Here is a 23,837-nt window from a genome sequence, read left to right as displayed (position 1 = left end):
AAGGGCGGCAATGACAAACAATGACAAAACAAGAAAGTTTCTCTCTGGTGGCCTTGCAAGGTTTAAGCCCTGTTGAACTGGAGCAATATTGGGAACGCGGGACGGATTATCGCCAGCGCCTATCCAGTGCAGTCTTACAATATCTGAATTTGCCGTCAGGATGGCTGGTTGATGTGGAATATGGGCGTGAATTCGGCGGCGTACATCCTGTTTCACTGCGTGTCAGTCCCACTGGCATGAGCGATATCGTGCTCAACGTGTGCAGTGCTGGGGAGGAAAACGAGTTTTGGACGATATCACTGCCTTTTGATGGCGGTGAATCAAGGGCATGGGTGTGTATTACCGAGTACTTTGATCCCAATATTATGAATAAGGTTCTGGCCCATGTGGCTGAGTATTATAAAGCCGGATTCCAACAGGCAACGGTACTGGCTAAAGCGCTTCACATGGGGGGGATTGCCGTATGATCCCGAATAATCGCGCATTAATATCCATGAACGAATATCAGCAGGCGGCAATCCATGCAATGGCCATTGTCGAACGGAAAAGAATACAGGGCCAACGACTGGCTGAATATCCGTATGCCAAAGCATTTTTCCGTATGCTGAATGAGGGCCGGACGAAAATTCTGGCTCGCGATATCCGGTTAGTCGCCAGTAATTACTGCCCGCAAATACGCGGGGGTGAACCAATGCACCGTTATATGCAAGCTCTGGATAGATTGATTGAAAGTGGTGGCCAATATTGTCCGTTACCTCTACCGGATGACACCCCTAAGAAGTTGTTCCCCGCTTACGCCGTATTATGTCGAGAGCGCCGTGATCGTAAATGGCTTATGCAGTTTGAGCGCAAAGAGCGTAATCAGGCGAAACAAAAACAGCAAAAGAGGCGACGCTATCAGTGCCTGGTCGCGCAGGCAGAAATTGAACTGGCTTTTATTACCCCGAGTGAACTGGCTGCGTGGTACAAGCGTCAGGAACGGCAGGGAATAGATGACGATGATTTGGTCGAGATGGCACAGGCTTGGGGCCGCCAGTTTGTCAATTTACGGTGCGAACCCTTCTTCATGGGGAATCCGATGTGGTCTATTGTCAGAGAAATGCGCGAAGAATTGGGGAATAGAACGGTTGTAGAACAGTGGCTTGATTCACTTATGCTCTCGAATAAACTGGAGAACTGTGCAGGAGTGAAAGTGAAATCTGAGGGGAATACAGATGGCGAATAGGCTAAAGGAGCAACTGAGCTACATAAAGAATATCAACTCATACAAGCGCTGGCTGCGTAAGAACTATTTTTATGATTATCGCAACGACAAGCAAGTGATCTCAAAACGTTGGCTGGAAGAGGGGCCGGAAAAATACCCGTGCTATGTGATACGTATGTGTACCAGTTGCAATTACGAAGAGACAGAGCCATTTTTCATCTACGGCGATGACTTAATCGACATGAGCCTTACCATACAACGAATGGTTAACTCGAGCAGAAGCTGAAAAAGCTGTTAAGTCAAAAGGCTGTTGTGGCTTCGCCACTACGGCCTTATCCCTTAATATGCCGTCTATCGATATGATTCAGCGTTGAAATAAGTCAGCATCTTCTAATTATATAGTGCTTCTCTCTACTATTATTCTCATTCCTATGGTGGCCATTCTACCTGTTCGTTCTTCCTGTACACATCATCAAACAGGGATGGGGGCCCCTTCGGCTCCCTGTGCGCAAGCGCCCAGGTCGTCGCTTACACTCCAGCTCTCCCGCGCCGTCGGGCGCAGTCCAGCTTCCGCAGAGCCCCGCGATGCGTGTCTCTGTCCTGTCGGATAGTACGCGATGCCTGAACGTCAATTGCCCTCGCTTGCAGCGGCCTATGGCCGCGCCGCTTCCCACTAAGGACGCCCCGCCGTACCGTCGTGTCGCGGTGTGTTCATCCTGTCTGTGCAGTTCGGAACGCCATCACTCGGTAAGCCCTCTCGCGGAGGGCTGCTTGTAGCACCACCGCCAGGATGCCCGCAAGGGTAAATAGCACGCCGCAAGCGGCGCCCTTGCGTTCCTCCCGTCGTCGTTGCTCCTTTGCCCTTTGCCGCGATAGAACTCACAGAGAGATGGACAACCACCGAAGGAGAGCAACCAGGATGAACACACAAACGTCAAGACCGCCGCTTCCTGAATCTACAGAAAGATATGAGGAAAAAGAAACCACTATGAGCACTCAGAACGGCATAGCAAAAAAATCGGCCCTAAGTCGTGCGTTCGATAACGTCATACAGGAGGTCGCAATGGCAGAAGAGGCCCACGCCCATTATGGGGAGACGTTTGGTTTTATGGATGCTGTCCATTATTGGTTATTCGGTTTTTTCAGCAGTTTCAAAAAGCATTAAACCCCCTAGAGCCAGCCGTTGGCTGGCTCTTATCAACCAAGGAGAAATACGATGTATCAGACAGTGTGTAACACGAATGATCGTTTTAGCTGGGATAGCAATACTGAGGCCGCTTATTGGTTGTCAAGGGAAGAGGCGGCTATGACCAAGCCTGCCGAAATTACGTTGGAACGCTACATGGATATGATTGGCACGATGTATCCGCTCGACTGGCGCGGCAACATGGTTAACGAATCGTTCAAGCTGGCCGAAATGTATTGCGGCAATGTGGCTTGTATCTACGCCAAGGTAGGAGATCGTTATTTTGAGTTTCGTGACGTTGTCACCCTGAGCCACGAAGAGATAATCGAACGGATAGAAAAGGAGGTGTTAAGCCAAAACCAGAAATGAAAAAAGCAGACTTGCGTCTGCTCTCTCTGCCGGTTTAGCCCTAGGAAAGTTTAACCGGCTATCAATTATCTATTGGAGTTAAAACTATGAAAATTGACGCTCGTATCATTGCACCAACTGCCAGTTTTGTAAAGCAGACCCCGAAAAAACAGCAGCGCATAAACCATCCTGCAATTGCTGTAGACGAGATCAGCCTGTCGAGCAAAGCGCGGGCACGCCACATTGCCAAATGCCAGAGTAAAAAAAAGTCGGTCAGAGTACCGGCAATGCTTATCAGTGAACTGGGCCAGTTACTCCGCACGCTTGAACTTAAACGGGCTTATGCCTGATTAAACGCACCGCCCCAATGATGGGGCGGTATTCCATCGAGCAGGAGTGATGCGATGAATGAACAAACAGTTTTGAGTGCGACTTATCTGGTTCGGGGCGCATTGGATCGACGCGAAGATTTTATTAAGGCGCTTGAGCGGTCGGGAGTCAGTGAGATGGACATGATTGCGGCCTTGATATCTCAAGCAAAAGGGCTCGAGGCTGTCGCTGAATATGTCTCCGAAAATTATGATTTAGCGGGTGTTTGGCTATATGAAGTCGTGGAGCCGTTCGGGGAGGAATTAATTAAGTTTCATGATATTCCTGATACGTCCCTCGCGTCTGATGTTCTGGCTGTTCTTCTCAATAATTGGCTAAGTATTGATGAAAATGAAAGAACCGTATTCATCGATACTATTAAATCTCTGTATCAGAATGCATTTGCCTAGTGTGAATATGAACCGTTAGATACCGTCTTTATAGGCGGTATTTTTTCCCCGCTAATCGGTTGATGCCGGTATTGAACCGGCATCAACCGAAAACTCCACGCTTGCAGCGGGCAAAGCCCGCGCCGCTTCAACTGTTGCCACTGATAGTGGCAACGTCAAGGATACCTGGCTGCGCCAGGTTGAGAGTATCTGCATCACTCTTCCAGTCCACAGGCTGAGCACAGAGTGCCTTATGCCGTGACAGACACTAGGCTGGGGCGCCGGAGTCACAAGGGTACGCTTGCGCCGTTATCCTCTCCCGTTCGCACTCCCTCCCTGCGGTCGTTCGCTTGCGCGTGCGGCATGCGGTAACGCCCTTGCGCCTACGGCTCATACCCCATCCCGGTCTTATTGTCACAGCACAAGACGCTCTGAGCCCGGCAACGCCGGATAAAGAGTGACACCAGAAACAAATTCAAAGGAGAATTAATATGCAACGTCTATATACCGGTTTTGGTAATGCGACTGTTATCCGTCAAGAACGCCCACTGACTAATGGTGAGCTAGAAAGATATGTACCGAGTGTTTTCTCGGAAGAAAAACATGAATCGCGCAGCGAACGCTATACTTACATACCTACGATCACCCTTTTGGAGAAACTGCGTGAAGAGGGCTTTCAACCTTTTTATGCCTGTCAAACTCGTGTTCGTGATGAAAACAAGCGCGGACATACTCGCCATATGCTGCGTCTACGTCGAAATGGGTTTAGCAAAAATGATGAAGTTCCCGAAATTATTTTGCTTAACAGTCATGATGGTAGTAGCAGCTATCAAATGATCCCCGGTCTTTTTCGGTTCGTCTGCAATAACGGATTAGTATGCGGTGATACGTTCGGAGATGTGCGTGTGCCGCACAAAGGTGATGTGGCAGGACAAGTTATTGAAGGTGCCTATGAGGTTTTAGGTCTGTTCGATAAAGTGACTGAATCACGAAACGAAATGAAATCCATTATGTTGAATAATGAAGAACAACAGGCTTATGCAGAGGCCGCATTAGAGTACAAATATTCAAACGATCATCAACCTATAACCGCTGACCAGATTTTAAATGCTCGCCGTTGGCAGGATAAAAATACTGATTTATGGACGACTTATCAGCGGGTGCAGGAAAATATGATAAAGGGTGGACTACATGGCATTAATGCGCAAGGTAAGCGCAGTAAAACCCGTGCTGTAAATGGGATTACGGGAGATATAAAACTCAATAATGCTCTTTGGAAATTGGCCGAAGAAATGAAAAAAATTAAAGCCTAATTCACTTTATGGCGGTGCTGATCACACCGCCTATAGGAGCAATTATGAGTAAAGAACTGGAAGTTAAACGCTGTCTGGTTTGCTCTACAGCACACATGACATTTGATGATAATACCATTCTTGGTATGTACGGTTGTAGGATAACCCCACAAGCCAATTGGGTTTTAGAATATGAGTATGGATTTATTATTGATTTATGGGGCGGAAGAGTCGCTGTGTTACGTTTGAAACGTATGGGATTATCAAAAACTCTAAGGAAATTTGTTTATCAAATGATGACAAAACATGATATCAAAATGATTCAGTTTGATTGTGACGGTGGTGTAATTCAAGGAATGCCAATCTGCGACTGGTGAAAACTTCTTATCCATCAGCAGCACATTGAGTGCCGCTGATGGATATTAATTGATTCGAGACATGAATCTATATTGCATTAAATTTACCCTTTCTGCCGTTCACGACATTGAGCCATGACCGACAGATTTATCAACTCTGTGCTGCCACATTTTTTCCGGTATTTTCTACTTCTGCTTTTTTAATGCTTCTTACTTTCGATAATGAAGCTGTTTTCTTTTTTGTCACAGCTACAGATTTAATGGCTTCCTGAATAGCTCTTTCACTGACAACAATTTCGCAACTTTCCAATGCTGATTTTATATCTTTAGCTGTATACCCTTTTTGCGTAGCCAAGATTAAAATTTGCTCTTTTAATCCTGCCAATACTTCCTTACCCGTGAGACGCTCTTTTCTCAAATCAGGTAATTCAGATAATTGTACTTTCGCTAATTCTAACTGCTCAGTACTGTAATGATTTTTTGCCGCCATATGTAATATTTTCCCATTCGAAAAATTTTAAGTACGACAATAGTATACGGGCGTTTCAAATCAGCACAACTCCGAAAAAAGTTCTCCCATGGTGTAATGACTTCTCAGGCCATTTAGGGCAAAATACAAATATCCGGTTTCAAATACGGGACAGGATATGTTTTGTAGCACCGCCTGCACGCAGTCTGCCCTACAAAACGACCTGGTCAGGGCAGAGCCCCGACACCCGCTAGACTGAGACTACGAGACCGTAAGGGAAATTATCACCATGAGTAAAAGCGAAAGCCGGAACAGAACAGCCCTGCTGCCCAGCATTCGCTGTTACCCAGAGGAAAAGGAAATCATTGCAACAAAAGCAAAAGCATCAGGCTTAAGTGTGGGGGCCTATATGCTTCGTAGTGGCCTTGGACGCCGTATTGAATCAAAGTGCGATACCGAAATGATAATGGAACTTCGCCGACTTGGAGGGTTGCAAAAACACCTGTTTAACGAGGGGCGGGGCAATGTCAGTGAGGTATTTAGCAAAGAGTACTCTGAGGTACTTGTGGCTATCAAAAAAGCGATTATCAGTATAGACCTGGGTATTGATGGCTTAGCTGCAGAGCGAGATAAAGCATGATCCCAATTGTTCCAGAAAAGCGGCGGGATGGCCGTTCCAGTTTCATTCAACTGGTGAGTTATTTGACTCTTCGCGATGAAGTCAAACCCGATATGCCTATCTCTCCTGATAATCCCTATATCCGACCTTCTCTCTCTAAGGCCGCTATCTTTGATCGCCTGATTGATTATCTCGACCGGAAAGCTTCTGTAGAAGACCAAACCGTGTTGGCCATGTTTGATGATGGCACTCAGCAAATTAAAAGTGGAAACGTTGTTTGCGAAACCAATTGTTTCAGCCTGGAAACCGCGTCGGCTGAAATGAACGCTGTTGCGATGCAAAACACGCGTTGTGTGGATGCTGTTTATCACTGCATCTTATCCTGGCGTGAAGAAGATACACCGACTGACGAACAAATTTTTGATAGTGCTCGATACTGTTTGAAGCAACTCGGTATGGCCGATCATCAGTACGTCGTTGCGGTGCATAGAGATACCGATAATGTGCATTGCCATATTGCCGCGAACCGCGTTAACCCTAAATCATACCGCGCCGCTAATCTCTATAATGATGTTGATACATTGCATAAAGCTTGTCGCCATCTGGAGATGAAGCATGGTTTCACCCCGGATAATGGAGCATGGAAAGTGAATGGATCACACCAAGTCGTGCGCAGTGAAAATGACTTTAAATCTATCCCCCGTAAAGCTAGGCAATTGGAGTACTACGCTGACTCAGAGAGTCTGTTTAGCTATGCGACAGGGGAGTGTCGTCAACGTATTGGTGAGATTGTGGCAGGGGATAACCCTTCATGGAATGCTATTCATACTGAGCTTATTCGTGCAGGTCTGGAGTTAAAACCCAAAGGGGAGGGCTTAGCAATTTATTCGCGCGAAGATGAAAGTCTGCCTCCTATTAAAGCAAGTAGTCTGCATCCAGACCTGACCTTGTATTGCCTTGAAGAGACGCTGGGTAAGTTTGAGCCGTCACCGGAAATTGTGATGTTAACCGATGATAATGACAACATCATTCATTCCAACTATAAACGAGAATTCATTTATGAGCCTCGTCTACATGCTCGGGATAACACTGCCCGTATCGACCGACGTCTGGCCAGAGCCGATGCGCGAGAGGATTTGAAAGCACGCTATCAGGCTTATAAGTCTGCATGGATAAAGCCTAAGTTGGAGGGGGGGACACTCAAGCAACGTTACCAACATGTGGCTAAACGTTTTGCCTGGCAGAAAGCCAGAGCGCGAATCGCCATCGGTGATCCATTGCTCCGCAAGTTGACTTATCACATCATTGAAGTTGAACGAATGAAAGCTATAGCGGCCTTGCGTATCGCGGTTAAAGCAGAGAAAAAAGTCTTCAATGCCAACCCGGAAAATCGTAGATTGAGTTATCGCGCCTGGGTAGAGCAACAGGCCCTTAATCATGACCAGGCGGCTATTGCACAGTTGCGTGGCTGGTCGTATCGACTTAAACGTGCTAACAAAACACCACCGCTTTCTGAGAATGGTATCCGGTGTGCAGCAGCTGATGATTGCAGACCATTCAACTTGGAGGGCTATGATACTCAAATTAATCGCGACGGCGTCATTCAGTATCGGCATGATGGAATCGTACAAGTACAGGATCGTGGTGAGAGGATAGAAATAGCCAATCCATTTATCTCTGATGGCCAGCATATCGCGGGTGCTATGACGATTGCAGAAGAAAAATCAGGGGAAGTGATGGTCTTTGAGGGGAGCCGTACTTTTGTCAATCAGGCATGTGGATTGGTCGGATGGTTTAATGAGGGGGGCGAGAAACCGCTACCGCTTAGTGATCCTCAGCAACGTATATTAGCGGGTTATGAGGTTGACCGACAGGCGTCATATTCGGGGATTTTACAGCCAAAATCAGGTGCGGATAAGTTGCACGAACTGGAGCAAGGTCATAAACCACAGGGTGGATATCGACCTCAGTAAACTGTCGTAAGCACGAAACAAAAAAGCCGACTCCAAAGACTGGAGCAGGCTTTTTTGTTATTAATTAACGTGTCCGCGCAGCAGCTGCATCGCTGGCTGATATGATAACCAGGCATTACTGTTGTCACCTGCAACTTCGGTAAAAATGGCTATCAAGCGTTGAAATACTTCATCGTGTTTCGTTTTATCAAATTGTACTGGCATTGAAAACAAGTTGAGCAATCGAGCGCACTCATCGCGCAGGTTCTCGGCACGAGACGTGCTCAATGCTTGCAACCTGTGCCCCTCCCGGGTGTCTAGCTGAACTATCAGCATCATGGCACATAGTCGTACCATTTCGGTGTAACCTCGCTGATAATCTAGGTTGTTATCGCTCATCGATGTGCCTCAGTATTTAGGTAAAAGCGGCTGACTTTCTTGCCATAACCGTTCAAATTCCTGTTCGTAGGCCGCGACCAACTGCGGCTGGTTCCGCACGACTAGAACGTTTTCAGCATTACGCTTGTCTGCACTGGCCGAGTAGTTATAGCTCCCTGTCTGGAGCGTATTACTGTCGGCCAGAATTATCTTATTGTGCATTATAGAGTAATTACCATTTAGGCGAATAGGAATGCCCTGATTGGCAAGGAATGTCACCGCGGTATAGCTATCGCTGTTACTTTTCTTGTCTGCTACCACCCTGACGCTAACCCCTCGTTGTTTGGCCGCCACCAAAGCTTGCGCTATTCCTTTATCGGTAAAAGAGTAAGCCTCCATGTTCAGGGTATTCTTGGTCTGGTTAATTACATCCAGTACGGCAACTCTGGCAGAATGCGAAGGGGAGAAGCCAACAGTGAACGCCGGCATCGCGAAAGCAGGCCAAGACAGTGTCAATGTGGCCAGGATTATCAACGGTGAACTTTGCGCAAAAAAGCGATGTTTCATTTTTATATTTTCTCCATTCATCCTGGCGTTACTTCATTGGCTATCTCGATAACATTAAAGTCACCGGTCCCAAAAGCCTGGCAGTTGTGCCACATAGTTAGGCACAGTGGGCAGGTAATTTTACCGTCAACTGGTGAAGGTATTAATTCGATGTCTGTTGCACGAAACTCAACGCAGCAAAGCGATTTAAAACCTATTACGTCGGTAGCTATGTGGGTCAGATACTCTTTTTTTCCCAAATGGGGGGGATAGAGATAACTGGAACGATAAGATACGGTGCGGGGATGCAATGTGCCTGCCGCCACGAATGATTGATCTTCCATTGCTGTGCTCACTTTTAGATATGTATTTGTTCCCTGTGGTAGAGCTGAGGGAATATTGGGATATTATTGAAAGGCCAACAGGTCAGTTTGATATGGTATTTTGCAGGTCAGCATCGGCTAAGGAGGTAGCCACTTCTTTTGAGACCCGGATAGTTTTCGGTGGTGTTGGTTGATGGCGCCATTTGCGTTTGTTTTGATGTAAAGCTTCTCTGGCCGCTTCAAACATCAATATGCCCCGTTGGGTTGGGTTGTAGCTGATATCAGCGCGGTTATCCAGATCAAGGGTAAGGTCTACAATACGTTTAAGAATTGGGTCCATGATGCCGATTTGATGGGTACTGTCTTCTGGGCCGTCTAAGCGTAGTAATATGTCTTCAATTTCTTGCGCGGATGGGGGGAGTTTGCGCAATAAGGTCGGATTTAGAGCAAGTAGCTCGGCTTCTGTTGGGGTTTGTACTTCAATAAATCGGTTTATTCGCATCGGTAGCGCTGATGTCATCTTGTCATCATCCGGGATATAGATAGCACTACTCGGTACCAGGGCACTTTTGAAAGAAATCATCCCTTCACCAGGATTTAACTCTTTCAGGTCGCCGAGATCCAGCCGGTCTTTTTCACGAATGTAGTTGTTTTTGGCATCTTCATAGTTGGGTGTAATGATGCCGCCCGCTTGTTCAACTGCCCCCAATTCGGCGTAATATCCTTTCCCGCCAGTAATCTTGGCCAACTCAAAAGTATCTTTCTCATCCTGCAGGGCCATAAACCATTTGGTGAGCAAGTTAGCGTTTACCGTCATGTATTCACCACGATGTTCTGCGATAAACCGCTGAATATCCTGAGCAGAAACAATCAGCATATATCCCAAGCTACGCATCTGGCTGGCCAGGTTATCCATACCAGGACCAAAATAGGCACCTAACTCATCCATCGCGATAGCAAACGGAAATTTCCCGCTGTATTTTTTAACGATTAACACATCGTTGAGCATTCCCTCGAGCTCACAACCCAAGTCTCTGGCCATGGTCATGCGAATCGCGGATATATACAGTTTACCTATATTGGACGCTTCACCTTTTGACAGTTCCAGGGCTGGAATAGTGGTACACAGAATGCGGTCGTTGTGCAGTATGTCCTCAATGTTTATGTCGCCGGCATCGGTAGAGAAAATGTGGCCGTACAAGTCGTTGAACATGGTGAGCATGCGGTTGAATTGCTGAATTAAGTAGCCGTGTTGATCATAGACACCTTGCTCCCAAGTTGAGGGCTGGCTAATGAGCTCAATGCGAAAGCCGGCTAGTGTATTGAAATAGTTTTCTAATGGGTTATAGGCTTCTTTATGCCAGCCATCGCGTTTGGCTTCCAGGTAGAGCTCAGCCAATTTTCGTAAAGGTAAATACGATTGGATAACTGTCTGAGATATGGTCCGTTTTTCTTTTTTACATTTGTAGTAAACCGCATAGACCAACGCAGCATTCATGGATTTGGCTTTGTCCTGCCAGCCAGCATCACCGCTCCCCGCAGGGGGAAGCATGGATTCCATTAATTGGATGATGAAAGTGGTGTTGGCGGTACCAAACAGATTGATCGTGTTGGACGGTTGGCGTTTTTTGTCATTGAGTAGCAGCAGTAAAAGCTTGTCCATTCCTCCCGTCATAAAGTTAAGTACGTAAAAATCATCTTCCCGACCAAACCGGCGAGCTAGCGACCACATAGCAAAAGCCAGCGAGTTTTGCCCTTTACCATCTGAATAACAGATGCCTCGGCCCCAGCAGATGGCATTCAAGAAAACGGACAGCAGCGCTTCTGTTTTACCTGACCCCGTCGTGGCCAATAACAACATATGGCGCAATGCATCATCCAATGTTAGCCAGAGCTCGCGAGCGAGGGCTTTACCTCTGGCAAAGCCCAGACACATAACACCTGCAGCTGGAAAAAATTTGCGGGTCCGTACCACATAGCGGAAAAATCCCCATAAACCATTACGGTACTTGGGCATTTCGCGCTCCGTTGTCAGGTCTATTCCGCCCACATCTGTTGGCATGCGCAGGGGCATTCGAAAAGGACGGTCGCTGAACAGCATGACATGGAGTAAAAGTCCGGGAACACTGATCAGAAGACTGGCGGGGAATATCCAGCCCATAACCAAGCCAGCAAGCAGGAAGAACTGGACGCCAAACGGGGAGAGTAGGGCGTCATTTATAAAGGTATAGCCAAGCGACCGCCGAACTCGGCGGGCTTCGATTTCAACTGATTGAGCCATTTACAAACCTCAACGACGGATGAATATTTGAAAGGATATACAGCGGGATTACAGAACAGAATTATTGAGGGCGCGGTGTATTCAGAAACGCTTCCAATGCATCGTCACTTTTTAATGAGGTCAAAGGGATGTAACGGCCATCATCCGCTATCAGTGACGGTGTTCCAGGTAGGTTATACGCATCAAATGCGCTGTCATTACGGCTAATGGCTTCGGTACCTGTTTCGCACGATGCGAGAGGGAATGTATTTTCATTTGGATTCATACCTGAATCTGCCTGGAATAGCTTTTTCCATAAGGTCTTACGTGACAGAGGCGTTTGGCAGAGGATAGGGCTCACCAGATCAATGGTCTGTTGCTTACCCACCAGTGTGACTGGGAAAACCTCGACATTATATTTTTGGGCTAATGCCTCCAGTGCTGGCTCAATGATTTGGCAGTTATGGCACAGCGGGTCTGAAAATGCATAGAGTGTACGCTGATGGCCAGATGACAAGGCGATGGTGTAAAAGCCACTTTCAGCCGCATTACGTAATACCTGCGCCGTTTTTTGGTAGCCTATTGCTGCAGTCGTAGAGGTGTTTGTCTGCGCTGGCATGGTTTTAGGTATTACCGGGACTTGTATTGGTGAAATGGGTTGTGGGGCGACAACGGGAGCTGGCTGAATCGCTGTTGGGTTACTTGTGCTAAGTTGTGTCACTGGTGTCGGATTATTTCGGGCCATATGTTCGCCGAGCGTTGTAAACACATACCAGCCATATGTGATGCACAAGACGATAGCCGTAACTAATAGCGTTAAGCACGCTATATTTCTGACCTTACAACGATGGTAGATAGCATTGTTGATAGCTTGCAAAAATAGCTCAGCTTCTTTGGTGGATGGCGCCTGATATATCATTGCGGAATTCACACCAAAGCTGTCGTGATATATCCCGTTGTCTTTTATGTAAAAACGGGAGCGCGAGCCAGGTTGAAGCAGTGTTATAAGGCAACTTGCACCAGATTGATGGGTATAAACGGACAGAGTGGAACCCTGCAAAGTGGCAGTATAGATCTGAGTCATGAGGTAGCCTTAGTGTTTGGATTTAGCGTTTTTTAGGTCGGAACGGTGCGCGAGGAGCGGATTTTGGCGGTTGAACTGCTGGCTCGTCATCTTTAGGTATAGAAGTTGTTGAATTTGGGCTTTCTGATTTAATTGGTGAGGCCCGCAATATGACTATATCGCTGTCATCCTCATCCTCACTGTCATGTTCTTTGGCGCGGGATTCTGATTGTGCTTCTCGTTCTTCCAATACCAGGCCAATGCGGCGTGAGTCGGCAAGTAAACCCTCGATAGCTATATCCATTCTTGTTGCAGGTACTTGAATGGTTACCCGGAACTTTTCAGATATTTCAGCGATCAATGTTTCCCATTTTGCTGCTGCAATAACCCCTGCCCCTTCAATAAATACCTTGGGGCGCCCGGAGGACGTCAATGCGTACCAGAGTGTTCTATCCAGGCCTTTTAGCCATCGAAAATTAGCACCAGGTAAACGTAAATCGCGGTCATGGAGTGCGGAGAGTGCTGTTCGTGTTGAGCTGTAATGACGCAGCCAGCGTACAGCAACGGGGGAATTTGCCACTTTGTAGAAAGCATCATTTGCCAGGCGTAGAACGGGATAACCTTTTTGGCCTTTATCACGACGGCTTTTGATGAGGCAAGAGCGATTCAGACCATCCAAAAGTTTTTGGGCACCTTTGCGGTCGTTGAAAAATACTTGTAATCCAAAGACTGCCACTAGTGCGCGTTCGTGAGCATTAAAGCTGGAGAAGTCTTTAAGTGGTGTGCCTAATTGTTGCTCAAATACTGTTTGGGCTCGAGTACGGTCAAGGCGTTCACCAATAACTAACTGATGTTGTATGGCAAATTCATCTGGAGACTGGGCGCTACGATGTTCCGGTGGATCGCAATTTAATAATTGCGTCTTCTTATCGCCATAGCAGAGTGCTGGAATAATACTGGGTGAGAACTGTGCCATGATGTGGGGAAGTGTATACACATCAATATGCCTGCGGGTTAGGTTCCGAGGATGATTACGAATTGCCAACATACTTCCAACCACAATGATAGACAGTGGCACCATTAAGATACCGGCAGTGCGATTCATGACAGCAATAAATTCCCCCCAGGTCATATTGTTTACTTGGTTGCCAGCCAAGGCCAACAGATTGATGCGTTCTGCTACGTAAATATGTATGCGTGGAAAATCGCAGAGAGACCAAAGCTGGTAAATAAGCCAGATGCATCCATACATGATAGGGGGTTGGTATATCCAGATAAGGAAAATGAACATCAATGCGATAGCGATAAACATCAGGCCATATTCTTGGCCCTGTTGTGGGTGTACAGCTCTTGTGGACATGGTTGCTCCGGGCATGGGAAAAGCCAGACGATCACATCGACGGGCGATAACAAGGTGGGTTCACACCAGAGAGAGTTTTATTGGGGGCAAAGAAAGAGCGCCGATAGGCGCTCAATTCAAAATGTTGGTATTAGAGGGTAGCAATAATCAGGCGAGTGCTTTTTTTTGAACAAACTCACTAAAAATATTTTTTGTTTTTACTTTAGGCTGGTATGAAGGAGTAAACAGTATGTCTAACTTATAGCTGAAACTTTTTGCTCCACTGATAGTAAAAGTGCTATCAGAGAGGTCTTTTATACTAAGTGTCAGCTTATTACCAACACACTCGTAGCCAATGATATCGCTAAAATCTATTCCGATAGCTTCATTCTTATCATAAATAGAAACCATCAAAACAGTACCATTCTTGTCATCAATCCCGATGAACTTACCTTCCAATGCTTGAATAACTTGAATATTAGTATTTGGTTGGAAGTTTGCACATGTGTAGCTTTCTACTGCTCTTCTAATCTTAGCTTCTGTAGCTTTGTAGATGAAATAAGCAGAATATGCCACTGTTGCTGTGATGATTATCAAAGCCCAAGGTACTATGGCGGTAAAGTTACCATCAATAAAAAAGTATGTGCCAGCCACAGGTAAGGTGATGGCTAAAAGTACTAAGGAAAGGAAGAATGCACCTACTACGTAGGCTCCTTTAGTTAGCTTAATAAGCTTTTTCATGCAAACTCCTTTTATTTAATACCATCGCTGTTGCTAGACGAATTGGCTTTGTTTAATTTTACACCAGGCGATCTCTGAACTCCATGAGAAAATCCAGCAAATATACTTTTTGCTGACTCAACCACGCCACCGAGAATACTTGATGCTTCACGCCCACCAATCCATGAGATTATATAGTCAGGCATAGTAACTTGTAGCGAAAAAACTCTCGTAACAGTAGTCGTGCATAACCTTGCATAAATCATTAAAAAGCCCATCAAAGAGACCAGCCCTGTTATAGATTTCGCTTGCACGTTAGCAATAGCGGAACCAAACAATAAATTCAATAATGTGCCAAGGGCTACTATGACTATGCTAGCAAAGACGAAACCAAACACCATCAATAGAGGCCTAATCATTACATCTATTAGGAATATATATCCATAAGCGGAGCGATGACCTTTTTCAGCTTCGGTTCCGATATGAGTTGCTGCCCAAAGAGTAGCTCCGGTTGGACCGACAAGGACGCTTACTAACCAGTTAGCTGCCGCTGCTATCCAATAGATTAATGGTATTAGAGGTAAGTATATAGAAAGGCTAAATCCTATGCTAAATAAAGCGAACAGGACAAAATATATAAATGGTGAGAGAGTAGAAACTAAGTTTTTGAGAGCATCACTTCCTTTGAAAGATAATATGGAAAGGACTTTTCCAGATACACCCTCCGTATAAGTATCGACTGCAACCTTAACGGCTGTAAATGTCATTAATGATATTTCAGTCGCATCAAGAGTGTAATCACCCACTGCTTTCATTTTGAGCAACGGATTCATCTGATTACTACCAACCGATGGATTCCCTATTTGGGCAGTTGCAATAAAATTTGTTAGACGTTGCATGGGGGAATTGAAAATGCCAACAAATACTGCATCAGGTGCCGAAGCATCGGTCGCTTGTTGAGTATCTTTAGTACCCTGTGTCCCAAGAGGTGGGGTGTAGCTAGAGTTCTGCAGTTGAGCTTGATACGCCGTTTTGATACTGGCATATACTTCACCCGCCCCCAGATCACCTAATCCAGACATACCTGCAATAACTGGTTTTAACTGTACAGCCTCATTGACTTTATTATTGGCAGTGGCAAACGTCTGATACCATGAACCCAGTGCTAACCAGCCATTTTTCTTCAATTGTGCATTAAGTACAGAAGCTAACTCATCAGTGTTCCCTTGGGCTTTTAAAGCCTGATTAATCCTATCTTCATAGGCACGGGCAGCCTTCTGTATATCCGTTTCTGCATCGGGTAAAGAACCACTACCATTAACTTGCTTGTTGACCAATGAGGTAACAAATAGTGATGCCGATTGGGATAAATTATTCTGCATTTCATTCATTGCACTACGTTGCGCATTAATTATGCTGTTAGTGTCGACTGGTACAGGAAATAACCAACTTGTTGTTTGATCAATGAGGCTTTCGGGTAATCTGGCAGATCCGCATAAGGCGTTCCCATTACTGACTTCAAAGCCATCGGGCAGAGAGTTAATACGCATTAATGGGGTACCACCTTGACCATATTGTTGGTACATGGTGCTGAGTTCATTGTTGATGCCATACAGACAGAGATTCATTTCATAGATAGCCCGTGCTGCGCCAACAGTTTGGGGGGCCACAGGTTGTACCACTAGAGAATAGCCATCCTCTAATAAGTCAACGATACGGTCTGTTACCAAGTTTGCGCTACCAACCCCCATGATAGAAGCAGCCCACAAGAAGGTGAGCTGGGCAATTGACCAACCGGAAACGGTAGGGACTAGAGTCAGAAAACCCGCAGCGGTACTTACTGGCCCAACCATTGAACTGCCTTGGTTAAATATCTGTCCATTCTGGCCAGCTTTGACCATATGCTTAAGCGTAACAAACAAAAACCAGACAACGGCGATGGCCATGACAATACCGTTAAAAACGAAGAACATCTGACCGATCATACTGGAATCGGTCGATAGTGGATTAGTGACAACGTCACCGAAAATCATAACCAGGATTTGACGTGATAAGTCGGAACTGCGTTTAGCTGCCTGTTCAATGGAGCTAAAACTTACCGTTGTATCGGCCCAGGCACTGGCGGTAAATAGATATAACAATGCGCCAGCCATTATTTTTCGTATGGCATTCATAGTATTGACTCGCAGATATAAAGAGGTGCCCGCCTGGGTTAACAGGTGAGGATGGAAAATCTCATGGGATGGTAGAGGGCTAAAGCTGAAGGTCGATCATCGGTGTTTTAGGGGCATTTACGTATATCAAGCAATCGTTTTTTACTCTTTACTTGCAGTGATGATGAAATTGTTGATTTGAACCAGCACACCTCGACCAAAAAGTCGTTAAACCCACCACGTTCTTCTGGCGAAGTTCGTTGCTGGTTCAGTTGCCATAATCGCCAGGTACAAATAAGTGCCTGGACAAATGGCACTGCAGCCAGTGACAGCAACACCAGTATTAGTACAAATCCTTTTACCAGTACCAGAGGTGTGTAGATGCTACTAACCGCAATTGCCAAAAGAAGTCCTATAGCCAGTAATGACGGAACTGCTGCTAGGATGAGGCATACCATTTTTCGGCGCTTAAATCGGCGTAGTAAGCCATTGACTGACAGACCACTGGCGGCTACTGCTTGCTCAAAGCTCAGGATGGGTTCTTTTAGCCTTAATTCCAATTGGTTAGAGGGCGAGAGATGTTTTAGCCGTTTGAAATTATTGAACAGCGATGGTCCTATTTTGGACGCCGCGTAGCGTGCTTCTGAAAGTGGTAAAATTATGTTAGTCGAGTAATACAAACCTTTGCTTAAACGTTTTCCCCACTGAGGCGATTTTTCTGCTTTATTAGTCATTTCTGGATACTCCCGCGTTAACTTCACGCATTTTGGCTTGCAATTGCGGACGGTAATTCTCCGTGGCGGCGAGAGACAGCTGTTGACCTTGTAGGATGTTATTTTTCTGCATTTCACGCTTGATGCCTAATAACAGCCAATTTTGTTGGGACTGAATAAGAATAGCTTCACGCAACAGGAGATCCCCTTCCATATTTGAAATGTCATTTAGGTATTCGGTATTGGCATAGCGGCGACCGGCTTCGAATTGTTCAAACTCTCGTTCGGACATAATGCCGGTGCTTTTAGCTTCTTCTGAGGCAGTACGGTTGAAATAGGCTGCAGCTGACGGGGAACGTAATGTTTCCTTTGTAATCACGTCTTTTGTAGCCTCGTTAGGCTGACTTGCGGCGATCATCGCCAGCATGGGTTCACGGGCAGCTGAGTTAATCGCTTCGTATTGGGTCATAATCCCAATATATTGCTGACCAGAAGTTGTTTTGACTTCACCTTTCCCTAACTGCTTACCTGCGGCAGCTGGCGCACTATTAATAGCGTATGCCATAGCAGCATCGGTTTGTTGCTGGTTGAAAGTGAGGTCCGGGGTTTTTCCATCTTTACCCGCGCCATCCAATAAAGAGGTTAATCGCTTATCACCCCCCGGACGTTCTGAAATAGCTTTGCATAACGCTGTCCCACCGTAAGCCGCTACATCCGTAGCATCACAGTAATCAGCATGTATAGCTGCAGTGCGAAATTGTGCTTGCTCTTGTGGTGGTGTTGGCGCGGTTATACCTTGTCTAATGGTGTTATTACTAATTCCGGCACCACTGGCCAATGCTCCTTGATGGGCCCGTGCGCCACTTTGTACTTGAGCCGCTACACCAGAACCGGATTCAGAACAGATGCTATCGGGAATGGTATAGGTTCTACGCGCCTGCTCAAGTTTTTCAGCCTGTCTCGCGAAAATATCCTGATCACGTTGAGCCTGTGCCGCTTGTTCAATTTGTGTGGCCACCTTTCCTCCATTTTGATTAATGGCCGCGCCAACTTGATGTTGAGTAGTGGCAATCTCAGTCAACGTCCCGTTGATGATCCCAAGGGCAGGAGCCACTTGTGTTTGTATCGGGATGCTCGTCATAACCTCTACCGGATAGGCTAAGGCGTATCCAGGTAGGCAAGCGGATAGAACCAAGCTGGTCAATAGACTGAATTGGCCAGAGAAATAACGATGGGTGTGCATGATTAGCGCCTTACCATAAGGGTCATGAAGACAGATAGAAACAAGATGCAAACGAATAGAAATAAGAGAAGTAAATCTGTGGGGTGGAATAAGTGTCTAAACTGCGAGTTTAAGATAGCGTTAATAATACGTTTCACCGTTCACATCTCGATGTCGATGGTTTTGAATCCTTGGTTGCAATGTGTTGGTGCTATGCGGCGTTGCCTTGAATATAGCCAGCCTTGGCAATTAACTCGTCGGCCAGTTGTCGAATGACACTGTCTTCATCGTCATTACCGGCACGTTTTTTCATCATCTGAATATGTTTCTCTGCAGATCCACCGGGGAACGTATCCGCCAACAGCCTACGTGCGGTTTTGCCGTCCAATGCGTCATATAAAAAGTTGCGCAAAGCTCGATTAGCCGGCGTTGAGTTCAAGGCCCATAATCGCAGTGGACCCGCCGTGTTTTTCAGTAACTGAGCGACGTTACCGTTGGTCGTTTGGAATACGGCAAGGAAAGTGACACCGCTGCCATCTGCCGCCGGTCCCCGCGTGGTGTTCAAAAGTTTAAGGAGTGTTGTGCGCGGCACATTGAATGTTTCCTGCAGAACAGGGAAGTCTTTGGTTCTCACGCGCATTAAATAGAGTGAGTTGGCTGACTCCAGAATAGATTTTGGATAATCATCGAGATACTGAGAGGCGAACACGGTACGAATACCGAATTTACGTTGCTCGCGGTCCTCTGTTTGCAGTGCCTCCCACAGTGTATCGATGCCTTTAATGTTGTGTAACTCGTCAATAAATATGAGTTTTACTTCTTGATCTAATTGCTCGATACGCTTGCGATGTAGTGGAATGTAACGCTCATTCAATTTGCTGTACAACTCATCCTGATACTGCGGCAGGTAGAAATCATTGGCGCCAGCAAGGTGGCGAGCGAACTGGTACATAATACCGGTACGAATCTTCCCTTCCGGGGTGTTTTTGCCCGCCACATTATTGACATCGACAATGCGAATTCGTGTATTGGGGCTGACGGTAAAACGAGTACGCCCCGCAATCAGTGGATAATCGAAGAGGGCTTGTGTCAGGCAACGAGAAACATAACTGAGCAGTAGTTCATCAGAGCCAGGCCGATTGACTTTGCCAAAAGCAACTAATAATTCTTTGCTATTGAGTGCCCCTTGTAAGTCATTTAACTCGGGTACCGCCTGTGCCTGAGCGAGCGAGGCCTCATACACATGCCCGTGATCAAAGAGTAAATCTCTCACTTCATACCAGGTAGCCATTTCCCACCACTGAGCGTCATGTTCAGCAATGCAACCACTGTTTTTCAATGCAGTATCAACAGCAGGTACAAGGGTCGCACCATACCGAATTGGTTCATCATCACTATTTTTGCGATATACCATGTCCACGGCGCGAGACAGAATTTGTCTACAGGATGCAGAGTCTGGGGCGATGCCTTTCTCTGGGTCGATACATAAACTGAGTAGCATTCCCAATATATATTCACGCTCGGTACTGATGGGGTATTTCAAGCCAAGAAGAATATCAAACGGGTTACGGCAGTGATCTGCATCGTTACGCAGGATAATACTGATGATTTTGTCTTTCTGATCAGGAGAAAGACTGTCGGAAATTAGGTCATAGAAACCTTGTGCGGTAAACCCCTTATCGGTAAAGGCCATAAAGGGAAGGTCACTGTTTCCATTAGCAATGGCATCAAGATGTAAGCTGTTAGCTAACAGCGACTTTCCTGAGCCAGGAGAACCCGCAAGTAACTCTGTATGCTTTTCCTGTAACGAGCTGGCTAACTGGATAGGATACGGTTTACCGTCCACAGTTTGATGAATAGAGTTCCCTTCGTTTCCCCATGGGCTGGCCGGACGCTGCAGGGGCATTAACTTGATACCTTCCGAAAGCGGCGGGAACATCAATGTAGAAGCACTAAAACTTGATGCCAGCGGTAGTGTGTTGATCCAGGCACGGATTGGGTCACCAAAGGTTTTGGTCACACTGGATACGCCCCACGATTGAAGTGACTTTTGCAGCAGTGTTAAGTTGCGTTTAAGTCGGCTTTTATCCGCATCCCAAGTACTGGCTGTAATGCTCATCATGCACACAGGCTCTTTCTTATTTTGTTCCAGCAGCCAAGAGACAGACTGGTAAATATCGCGTAATCCAGGGACAAAAGCGACAAAGGACAACAGGTTATGTTTGCTATTGAGCAAATCCCCCCCACCAGGCATCAGATCGAGTCTTAACCGCCAAGGTATTTGCCTCGGAACCTTCTTAAACAACTGGCTAAAGGGTTCAGGGCGTTGCGGGGCAAGCGTCATGGCTAATTGACCATGGTACAAACCGTCCACTTCGATCATGCTGCCGTGTGCTTTCACTTCGGTGTCACAATATTGAAAGTTGAGATGAGGTGCCAATGCAGCACTAATATCGTCACCGCGTAGCTTGCCATGAGGGATAACACGATCACCTGGTAACAGTGGCTGCCAGCTTTCATCTGTGCTGAGTCGTTCGATTTCATCCCTGAGAACGTGACCTGCTTCATGGGCGTCGAGCAAGCGCACCATTACACCTTCATTGCCATCTTTAAGATCAGTTGCCAGTTTGTCGATAAACGCATCATGTCGCATTTTCAAGCCTTCAAACTCGGTAAATACTGGATTCTGGCCGAAACGTGCCTCTGGCATATTTTTAAACTGTTTGTCTTGTCGTTGAACTTCTTCCTTACGTTCAGCCAGAGGCAGTGATGAGATTGCGGTATAAACTGTCAACCAAACACGTTCTCGGGCAACATAAGGCGACATTTTGACAATTTGTTCATCCACTAAATCGTCCAGTTCAAGCCCCAGCTTACGGTATGCCAGTCTTTGAGGCTCAACCAGCCGCGTTATTTCTTCTTTTCCCCGTGTAGGATCGCGCTCAAAGACAATACATAACTTTTGCCCCAAGGCTTTAAAATCGCCTGTTAAGGAGTCTCTGAGTTTCAGAACAAACCTGAGAAAGCTATCAGTATCGGGGATGTCGCCCACAGTACGAGGCTCGGCTTCACTGAATTCTCTGAAAGCGCCCAAAACCTCAAAGCAGCTGGCGTAATCATTGTTGTGTGTCACATGAATGTACGGCGCGGCCAATGAGGGGTGTCGTATTTTGTCGTCGGGAGTCAGCCCAATGACTGTGCGTAGGTCACAATACTGGGAAAAATCCCGCCCTAATGTGTAGCGAGAAAAATAAGCAAAAGCATCTTCGATTTTATCGACAATCATGTTCAGCTCCGGGAGCAATAATCACGGTATAGGAGTGACCACCAGGTTGTATTGGCATCTAGCCCTGTGGTTGCCAGTCGTCCTTTGAGGCGACCAGGATGTAGCGCCAGTGCCAGATGGCGGCAGCGGGACAGTAAGGATTCACGTTTTTCATCCGGGAGACGTTTCAAGGCTTCACCGAATGCTTGAGGATGCGTTGTTCCCCATGATTTGCGTACTGGCTTGTCGTGAGAGGTGAGCCAATTGAGTAGAGCTTTGGCATCTTGCTGATATTCTTCACTGTCAGATTCAAGTGCCTGAGCGATGGCCCGTTGTAGATGATTGATATCCTCCGGTCGCAAAATTGGCAGATAGACAATTACCCCGGCTTCCGCCGTCACGGTATCCAATTGTTGCCAGGCTAGACACAGTGGGTCAGCGACACAAAGGTTATCTCGGAGTGTATTTAGTTGGTTTTGGTCACGAAATATCACGGTATTTTTAGGTGACTCGTAGCCACAGAATTCACAGTTATGTCCCGCCATACGGGCTGTTTCATCTAATGTATTCTGTTGTTGAGGCGTGCGGGAAAGGCCCGTCACACGACGGGAAACGGAAAAGACCAGCATTAGAACTCCAAAGAATGGGGGCTTTCGGAAAGAAGCCTCATTGAGACGTTCGAGTTAAGTAAGGCCGGCCACAAGGGCCGGCTATCTACGTTAACCGACAGATACTGGGTTCAGCCCCATCTGCTTCTGGCTACGATTAGCAATCTGATCAAGCGCAATAAAACAGCCTCCCGCTGCAAATAATATCAAGATGTGCCAACCCTTGATTTGTGGGTTATTTTTCTTGGAAGCCATCATGCCGATGGCAACAGCTATTAAAATGAGGCCGAGGGTCATTGACGCTTTCACGATAGGCTCTTTTAAGGAATAAATGCCGTCCAAAGGGGCTTTAATCATATCGACAAGATCTCCATCGGCATGGGCGAGAGGGGTCAGGAACCCTGCCAGTAAACCTGCAACGATGCGAACATATTGCCGGCGGAGTGTTTCTGCCAGTAAGGCTGCTTTAACTGAGATGAAAAGTGGAAAGTCTTTCAAGATTTGACGAGCGTTCATTATGACCTCTGTATTTACCAATGAAAATTGATTGTGTTTTGTAGGGCATCGAGTACCCGTGGATTGACTGCGAGCAGGGTGCCAATAATTATTCGTTTAGCGCCGCTAGCGACGTCATCACCGGCGCTAAGACCGGTATGACCGTCTTTTGTAGAGCGTCTCAGGCGCAATAAACCCTGATACGCATAAATGACACCGATCCACTGCAGAAGCGTAAGACCGGCATTAATGGCGACCGCAGCAGGGCCGTATTTGCCTTCGGAAACATAGGCTATTGCACCAAAAGTGACGTCACCCAAAGCCATTTGTCGTGAGGTTGCATTCATCACCTGATGCAGTGCAATAACGCAGCCGCATATCAGAATGATCAGCATGATTTTTCCAGGGCCGTCTTGTACCTGTCCTCTGCGTGCACGACTGGCGATATTGCCAAAGTGCAAGACCAGCATGATTAAGCCACCTACTGCCCCCATCGCGATGATCAGCTGAATTCCAACCGCCGTAACGTTGTTGACGGCGTTGGCCAGCATTTGGACCAAGTCCATAG

At 46.6% G+C, this 23,837-nt stretch carries 26 protein-coding genes; 10 read left to right on the top strand and 16 right to left on the bottom strand.

Going from position 1 to position 23,837, the window contains the following annotated elements; translation table 11 throughout:
- Positions 1-20: 20 nt before the first annotated feature.
- The 6 genes from psiB to DBA33_RS15560 all read left to right on the top strand — a co-directional run bounded on the left by psiB (position 21) and on the right by DBA33_RS15560 (position 3,517).
- Positions 21-467 (top strand): conjugation system SOS inhibitor PsiB, encoded by a 447-nt coding sequence (gene psiB / locus DBA33_RS15590; RefSeq protein WP_120806763.1) that lies wholly within the window; start codon positions 21-23, stop codon positions 465-467.
- A complete protein-coding gene (locus DBA33_RS15585; protein WP_120806762.1) occupies positions 464-1,225 on the top strand; it encodes a plasmid SOS inhibition protein A in 762 nt (253 codons plus the stop codon). The genes psiB and DBA33_RS15585 overlap by 4 nt, the downstream gene beginning before the upstream one ends.
- Before the next feature lie 898 nt (positions 1,226-2,123).
- On the top strand, positions 2,124-2,369 hold the full coding sequence (locus DBA33_RS15575) for a hypothetical protein (protein WP_120806760.1): 246 nt from the start codon (positions 2,124-2,126) through the stop codon (positions 2,367-2,369).
- A 51-nt stretch (positions 2,370-2,420) separates the two neighbouring features.
- Positions 2,421-2,759: a hypothetical protein gene (locus DBA33_RS15570; protein ID WP_050074456.1), complete on the top strand. Its 339-nt coding sequence runs from the start codon at positions 2,421-2,423 to the stop codon at positions 2,757-2,759.
- 86 nt (positions 2,760-2,845) lie between these two features.
- A complete protein-coding gene (locus DBA33_RS15565) occupies positions 2,846-3,088 on the top strand; it encodes a hypothetical protein (protein WP_120806759.1) in 243 nt (80 codons plus the stop codon).
- A 54-nt stretch (positions 3,089-3,142) separates the two neighbouring features.
- Entirely contained in the window at positions 3,143-3,517 is a 375-nt protein-coding gene (locus tag DBA33_RS15560) for a hypothetical protein (protein ID WP_120806758.1), read from the top strand.
- A gap of 51 nt (positions 3,518-3,568) precedes the next feature.
- On the opposite strand, the gene DBA33_RS20685 is transcribed toward DBA33_RS15560, so the two are convergent.
- Positions 3,569-3,712, bottom strand: coding sequence for a hypothetical protein (locus tag DBA33_RS20685; protein WP_162975222.1), 144 nt, complete (start codon positions 3,710-3,712; stop codon positions 3,569-3,571).
- Between the two features lie 275 nt (positions 3,713-3,987).
- On the opposite strand from DBA33_RS20685, the gene DBA33_RS15555 reads away from it, so the two are divergent.
- Positions 3,988-4,809: a DUF932 domain-containing protein gene (locus DBA33_RS15555; protein ID WP_120806757.1), complete on the top strand. Its 822-nt coding sequence runs from the start codon at positions 3,988-3,990 to the stop codon at positions 4,807-4,809.
- 44 nt (positions 4,810-4,853) lie between these two features.
- Entirely contained in the window at positions 4,854-5,165 is a 312-nt protein-coding gene (locus tag DBA33_RS15550; RefSeq protein ID WP_120806756.1) for a DUF5983 family protein, read from the top strand.
- A gap of 130 nt (positions 5,166-5,295) precedes the next feature.
- Here the strand turns inward: DBA33_RS15550 and DBA33_RS15545 are convergent, their stop codons facing one another.
- Complete coding sequence (locus DBA33_RS15545; RefSeq protein WP_120806755.1) at positions 5,296-5,634, bottom strand: mobilization protein MobC; 339 nt, start codon at positions 5,632-5,634, stop codon at positions 5,296-5,298.
- Between the two features lie 268 nt (positions 5,635-5,902).
- On the opposite strand from DBA33_RS15545, the gene mobA reads away from it, so the two are divergent.
- Together mobA and traI are read left to right on the top strand one after the other, a co-directional pair.
- Positions 5,903-6,253 carry a plasmid mobilization protein MobA gene (gene mobA / locus DBA33_RS15540; RefSeq protein WP_050074462.1) on the top strand — a complete coding sequence of 117 codons (351 nt, stop codon included), beginning with the start codon at positions 5,903-5,905 and terminating at the stop codon, positions 6,251-6,253.
- Complete coding sequence (gene traI, locus DBA33_RS15535; protein ID WP_120806754.1) at positions 6,250-8,205, top strand: TraI/MobA(P) family conjugative relaxase; 1,956 nt, start codon at positions 6,250-6,252, stop codon at positions 8,203-8,205. The genes mobA and traI overlap by 4 nt, the downstream gene beginning before the upstream one ends.
- A gap of 60 nt (positions 8,206-8,265) precedes the next feature.
- Here traI and DBA33_RS15530 read toward each other — a convergent pair whose 3' ends face one another.
- The 14 genes from DBA33_RS15530 to traQ all read right to left on the bottom strand — a co-directional run bounded on the left by DBA33_RS15530 (position 8,266) and on the right by traQ (position 23,835).
- Positions 8,266-8,583 (bottom strand): hypothetical protein, encoded by a 318-nt coding sequence (locus tag DBA33_RS15530; RefSeq protein ID WP_050289016.1) that lies wholly within the window; start codon positions 8,581-8,583, stop codon positions 8,266-8,268.
- A gap of 9 nt (positions 8,584-8,592) precedes the next feature.
- Complete coding sequence (locus tag DBA33_RS15525) at positions 8,593-9,051, bottom strand: phospholipase D family protein (RefSeq protein ID WP_346341325.1); 459 nt, start codon at positions 9,049-9,051, stop codon at positions 8,593-8,595.
- 95 nt (positions 9,052-9,146) lie between these two features.
- Positions 9,147-9,452, bottom strand: a complete 306-nt coding sequence (locus tag DBA33_RS20680) for a hypothetical protein (protein ID WP_162975221.1) — start codon at positions 9,450-9,452, stop codon at positions 9,147-9,149.
- An 82-nt stretch (positions 9,453-9,534) separates the two neighbouring features.
- Entirely contained in the window at positions 9,535-11,712 is a 2,178-nt protein-coding gene (gene trbC, locus DBA33_RS15520; RefSeq protein WP_240442712.1) for an F-type conjugative transfer protein TrbC, read from the bottom strand.
- A gap of 61 nt (positions 11,713-11,773) precedes the next feature.
- Positions 11,774-12,775, bottom strand: a complete 1,002-nt coding sequence (locus DBA33_RS20675; RefSeq protein WP_162975220.1) for a hypothetical protein — start codon at positions 12,773-12,775, stop codon at positions 11,774-11,776.
- Between the two features lie 22 nt (positions 12,776-12,797).
- The gene (locus tag DBA33_RS15510; protein ID WP_205582783.1) at positions 12,798-14,114 is read right to left on the bottom strand and encodes a conjugal transfer protein TrbA; all 1,317 of its coding nucleotides are present in this window, start codon (positions 14,112-14,114) and stop codon (positions 12,798-12,800) included.
- Between the two features lie 147 nt (positions 14,115-14,261).
- On the bottom strand, positions 14,262-14,834 hold the full coding sequence (locus DBA33_RS15505) for a hypothetical protein (RefSeq protein ID WP_088130798.1): 573 nt from the start codon (positions 14,832-14,834) through the stop codon (positions 14,262-14,264).
- Between the two features lie 11 nt (positions 14,835-14,845).
- Positions 14,846-16,966, bottom strand: a complete 2,121-nt coding sequence (locus tag DBA33_RS15500; protein ID WP_234049654.1) for a DotA/TraY family protein — start codon at positions 16,964-16,966, stop codon at positions 14,846-14,848.
- A gap of 128 nt (positions 16,967-17,094) precedes the next feature.
- Positions 17,095-17,700, bottom strand: coding sequence for a conjugal transfer protein TraX (gene traX / locus DBA33_RS15495; RefSeq protein WP_050289008.1), 606 nt, complete (start codon positions 17,698-17,700; stop codon positions 17,095-17,097).
- A complete protein-coding gene (gene traW, locus DBA33_RS15490) occupies positions 17,693-18,922 on the bottom strand; it encodes a conjugal transfer protein TraW (protein WP_120806751.1) in 1,230 nt (409 codons plus the stop codon). The genes traX and traW overlap by 8 nt, the downstream gene beginning before the upstream one ends.
- A 190-nt stretch (positions 18,923-19,112) precedes the next feature.
- Positions 19,113-22,187 carry a type IV secretory system conjugative DNA transfer family protein gene (locus DBA33_RS15485; RefSeq protein ID WP_120806750.1) on the bottom strand — a complete coding sequence of 1,025 codons (3,075 nt, stop codon included), beginning with the start codon at positions 22,185-22,187 and terminating at the stop codon, positions 19,113-19,115.
- Between the two features lie 2 nt (positions 22,188-22,189).
- Positions 22,190-22,795, bottom strand: a complete 606-nt coding sequence (locus DBA33_RS15480; RefSeq protein ID WP_050074479.1) for a hypothetical protein — start codon at positions 22,793-22,795, stop codon at positions 22,190-22,192.
- A 90-nt stretch (positions 22,796-22,885) separates the two neighbouring features.
- Positions 22,886-23,290: a DUF6750 family protein gene (locus tag DBA33_RS15475; RefSeq protein WP_120806749.1), complete on the bottom strand. Its 405-nt coding sequence runs from the start codon at positions 23,288-23,290 to the stop codon at positions 22,886-22,888.
- A 14-nt stretch (positions 23,291-23,304) separates the two neighbouring features.
- Positions 23,305-23,835, bottom strand: coding sequence for a conjugal transfer protein TraQ (gene traQ, locus DBA33_RS15470; protein ID WP_050074337.1), 531 nt, complete (start codon positions 23,833-23,835; stop codon positions 23,305-23,307).
- Positions 23,836-23,837 lie beyond the last annotated feature (2 nt).

The organism is Yersinia sp. IP36721 (assembly GCF_003634395.1).
Classification (GTDB): domain Bacteria; phylum Pseudomonadota; class Gammaproteobacteria; order Enterobacterales; family Enterobacteriaceae; genus Yersinia; species Yersinia entomophaga.
Note: the sequence above shows the minus strand (reverse complement) of the source record. Positions and strands in the feature narration are given on the sequence as shown.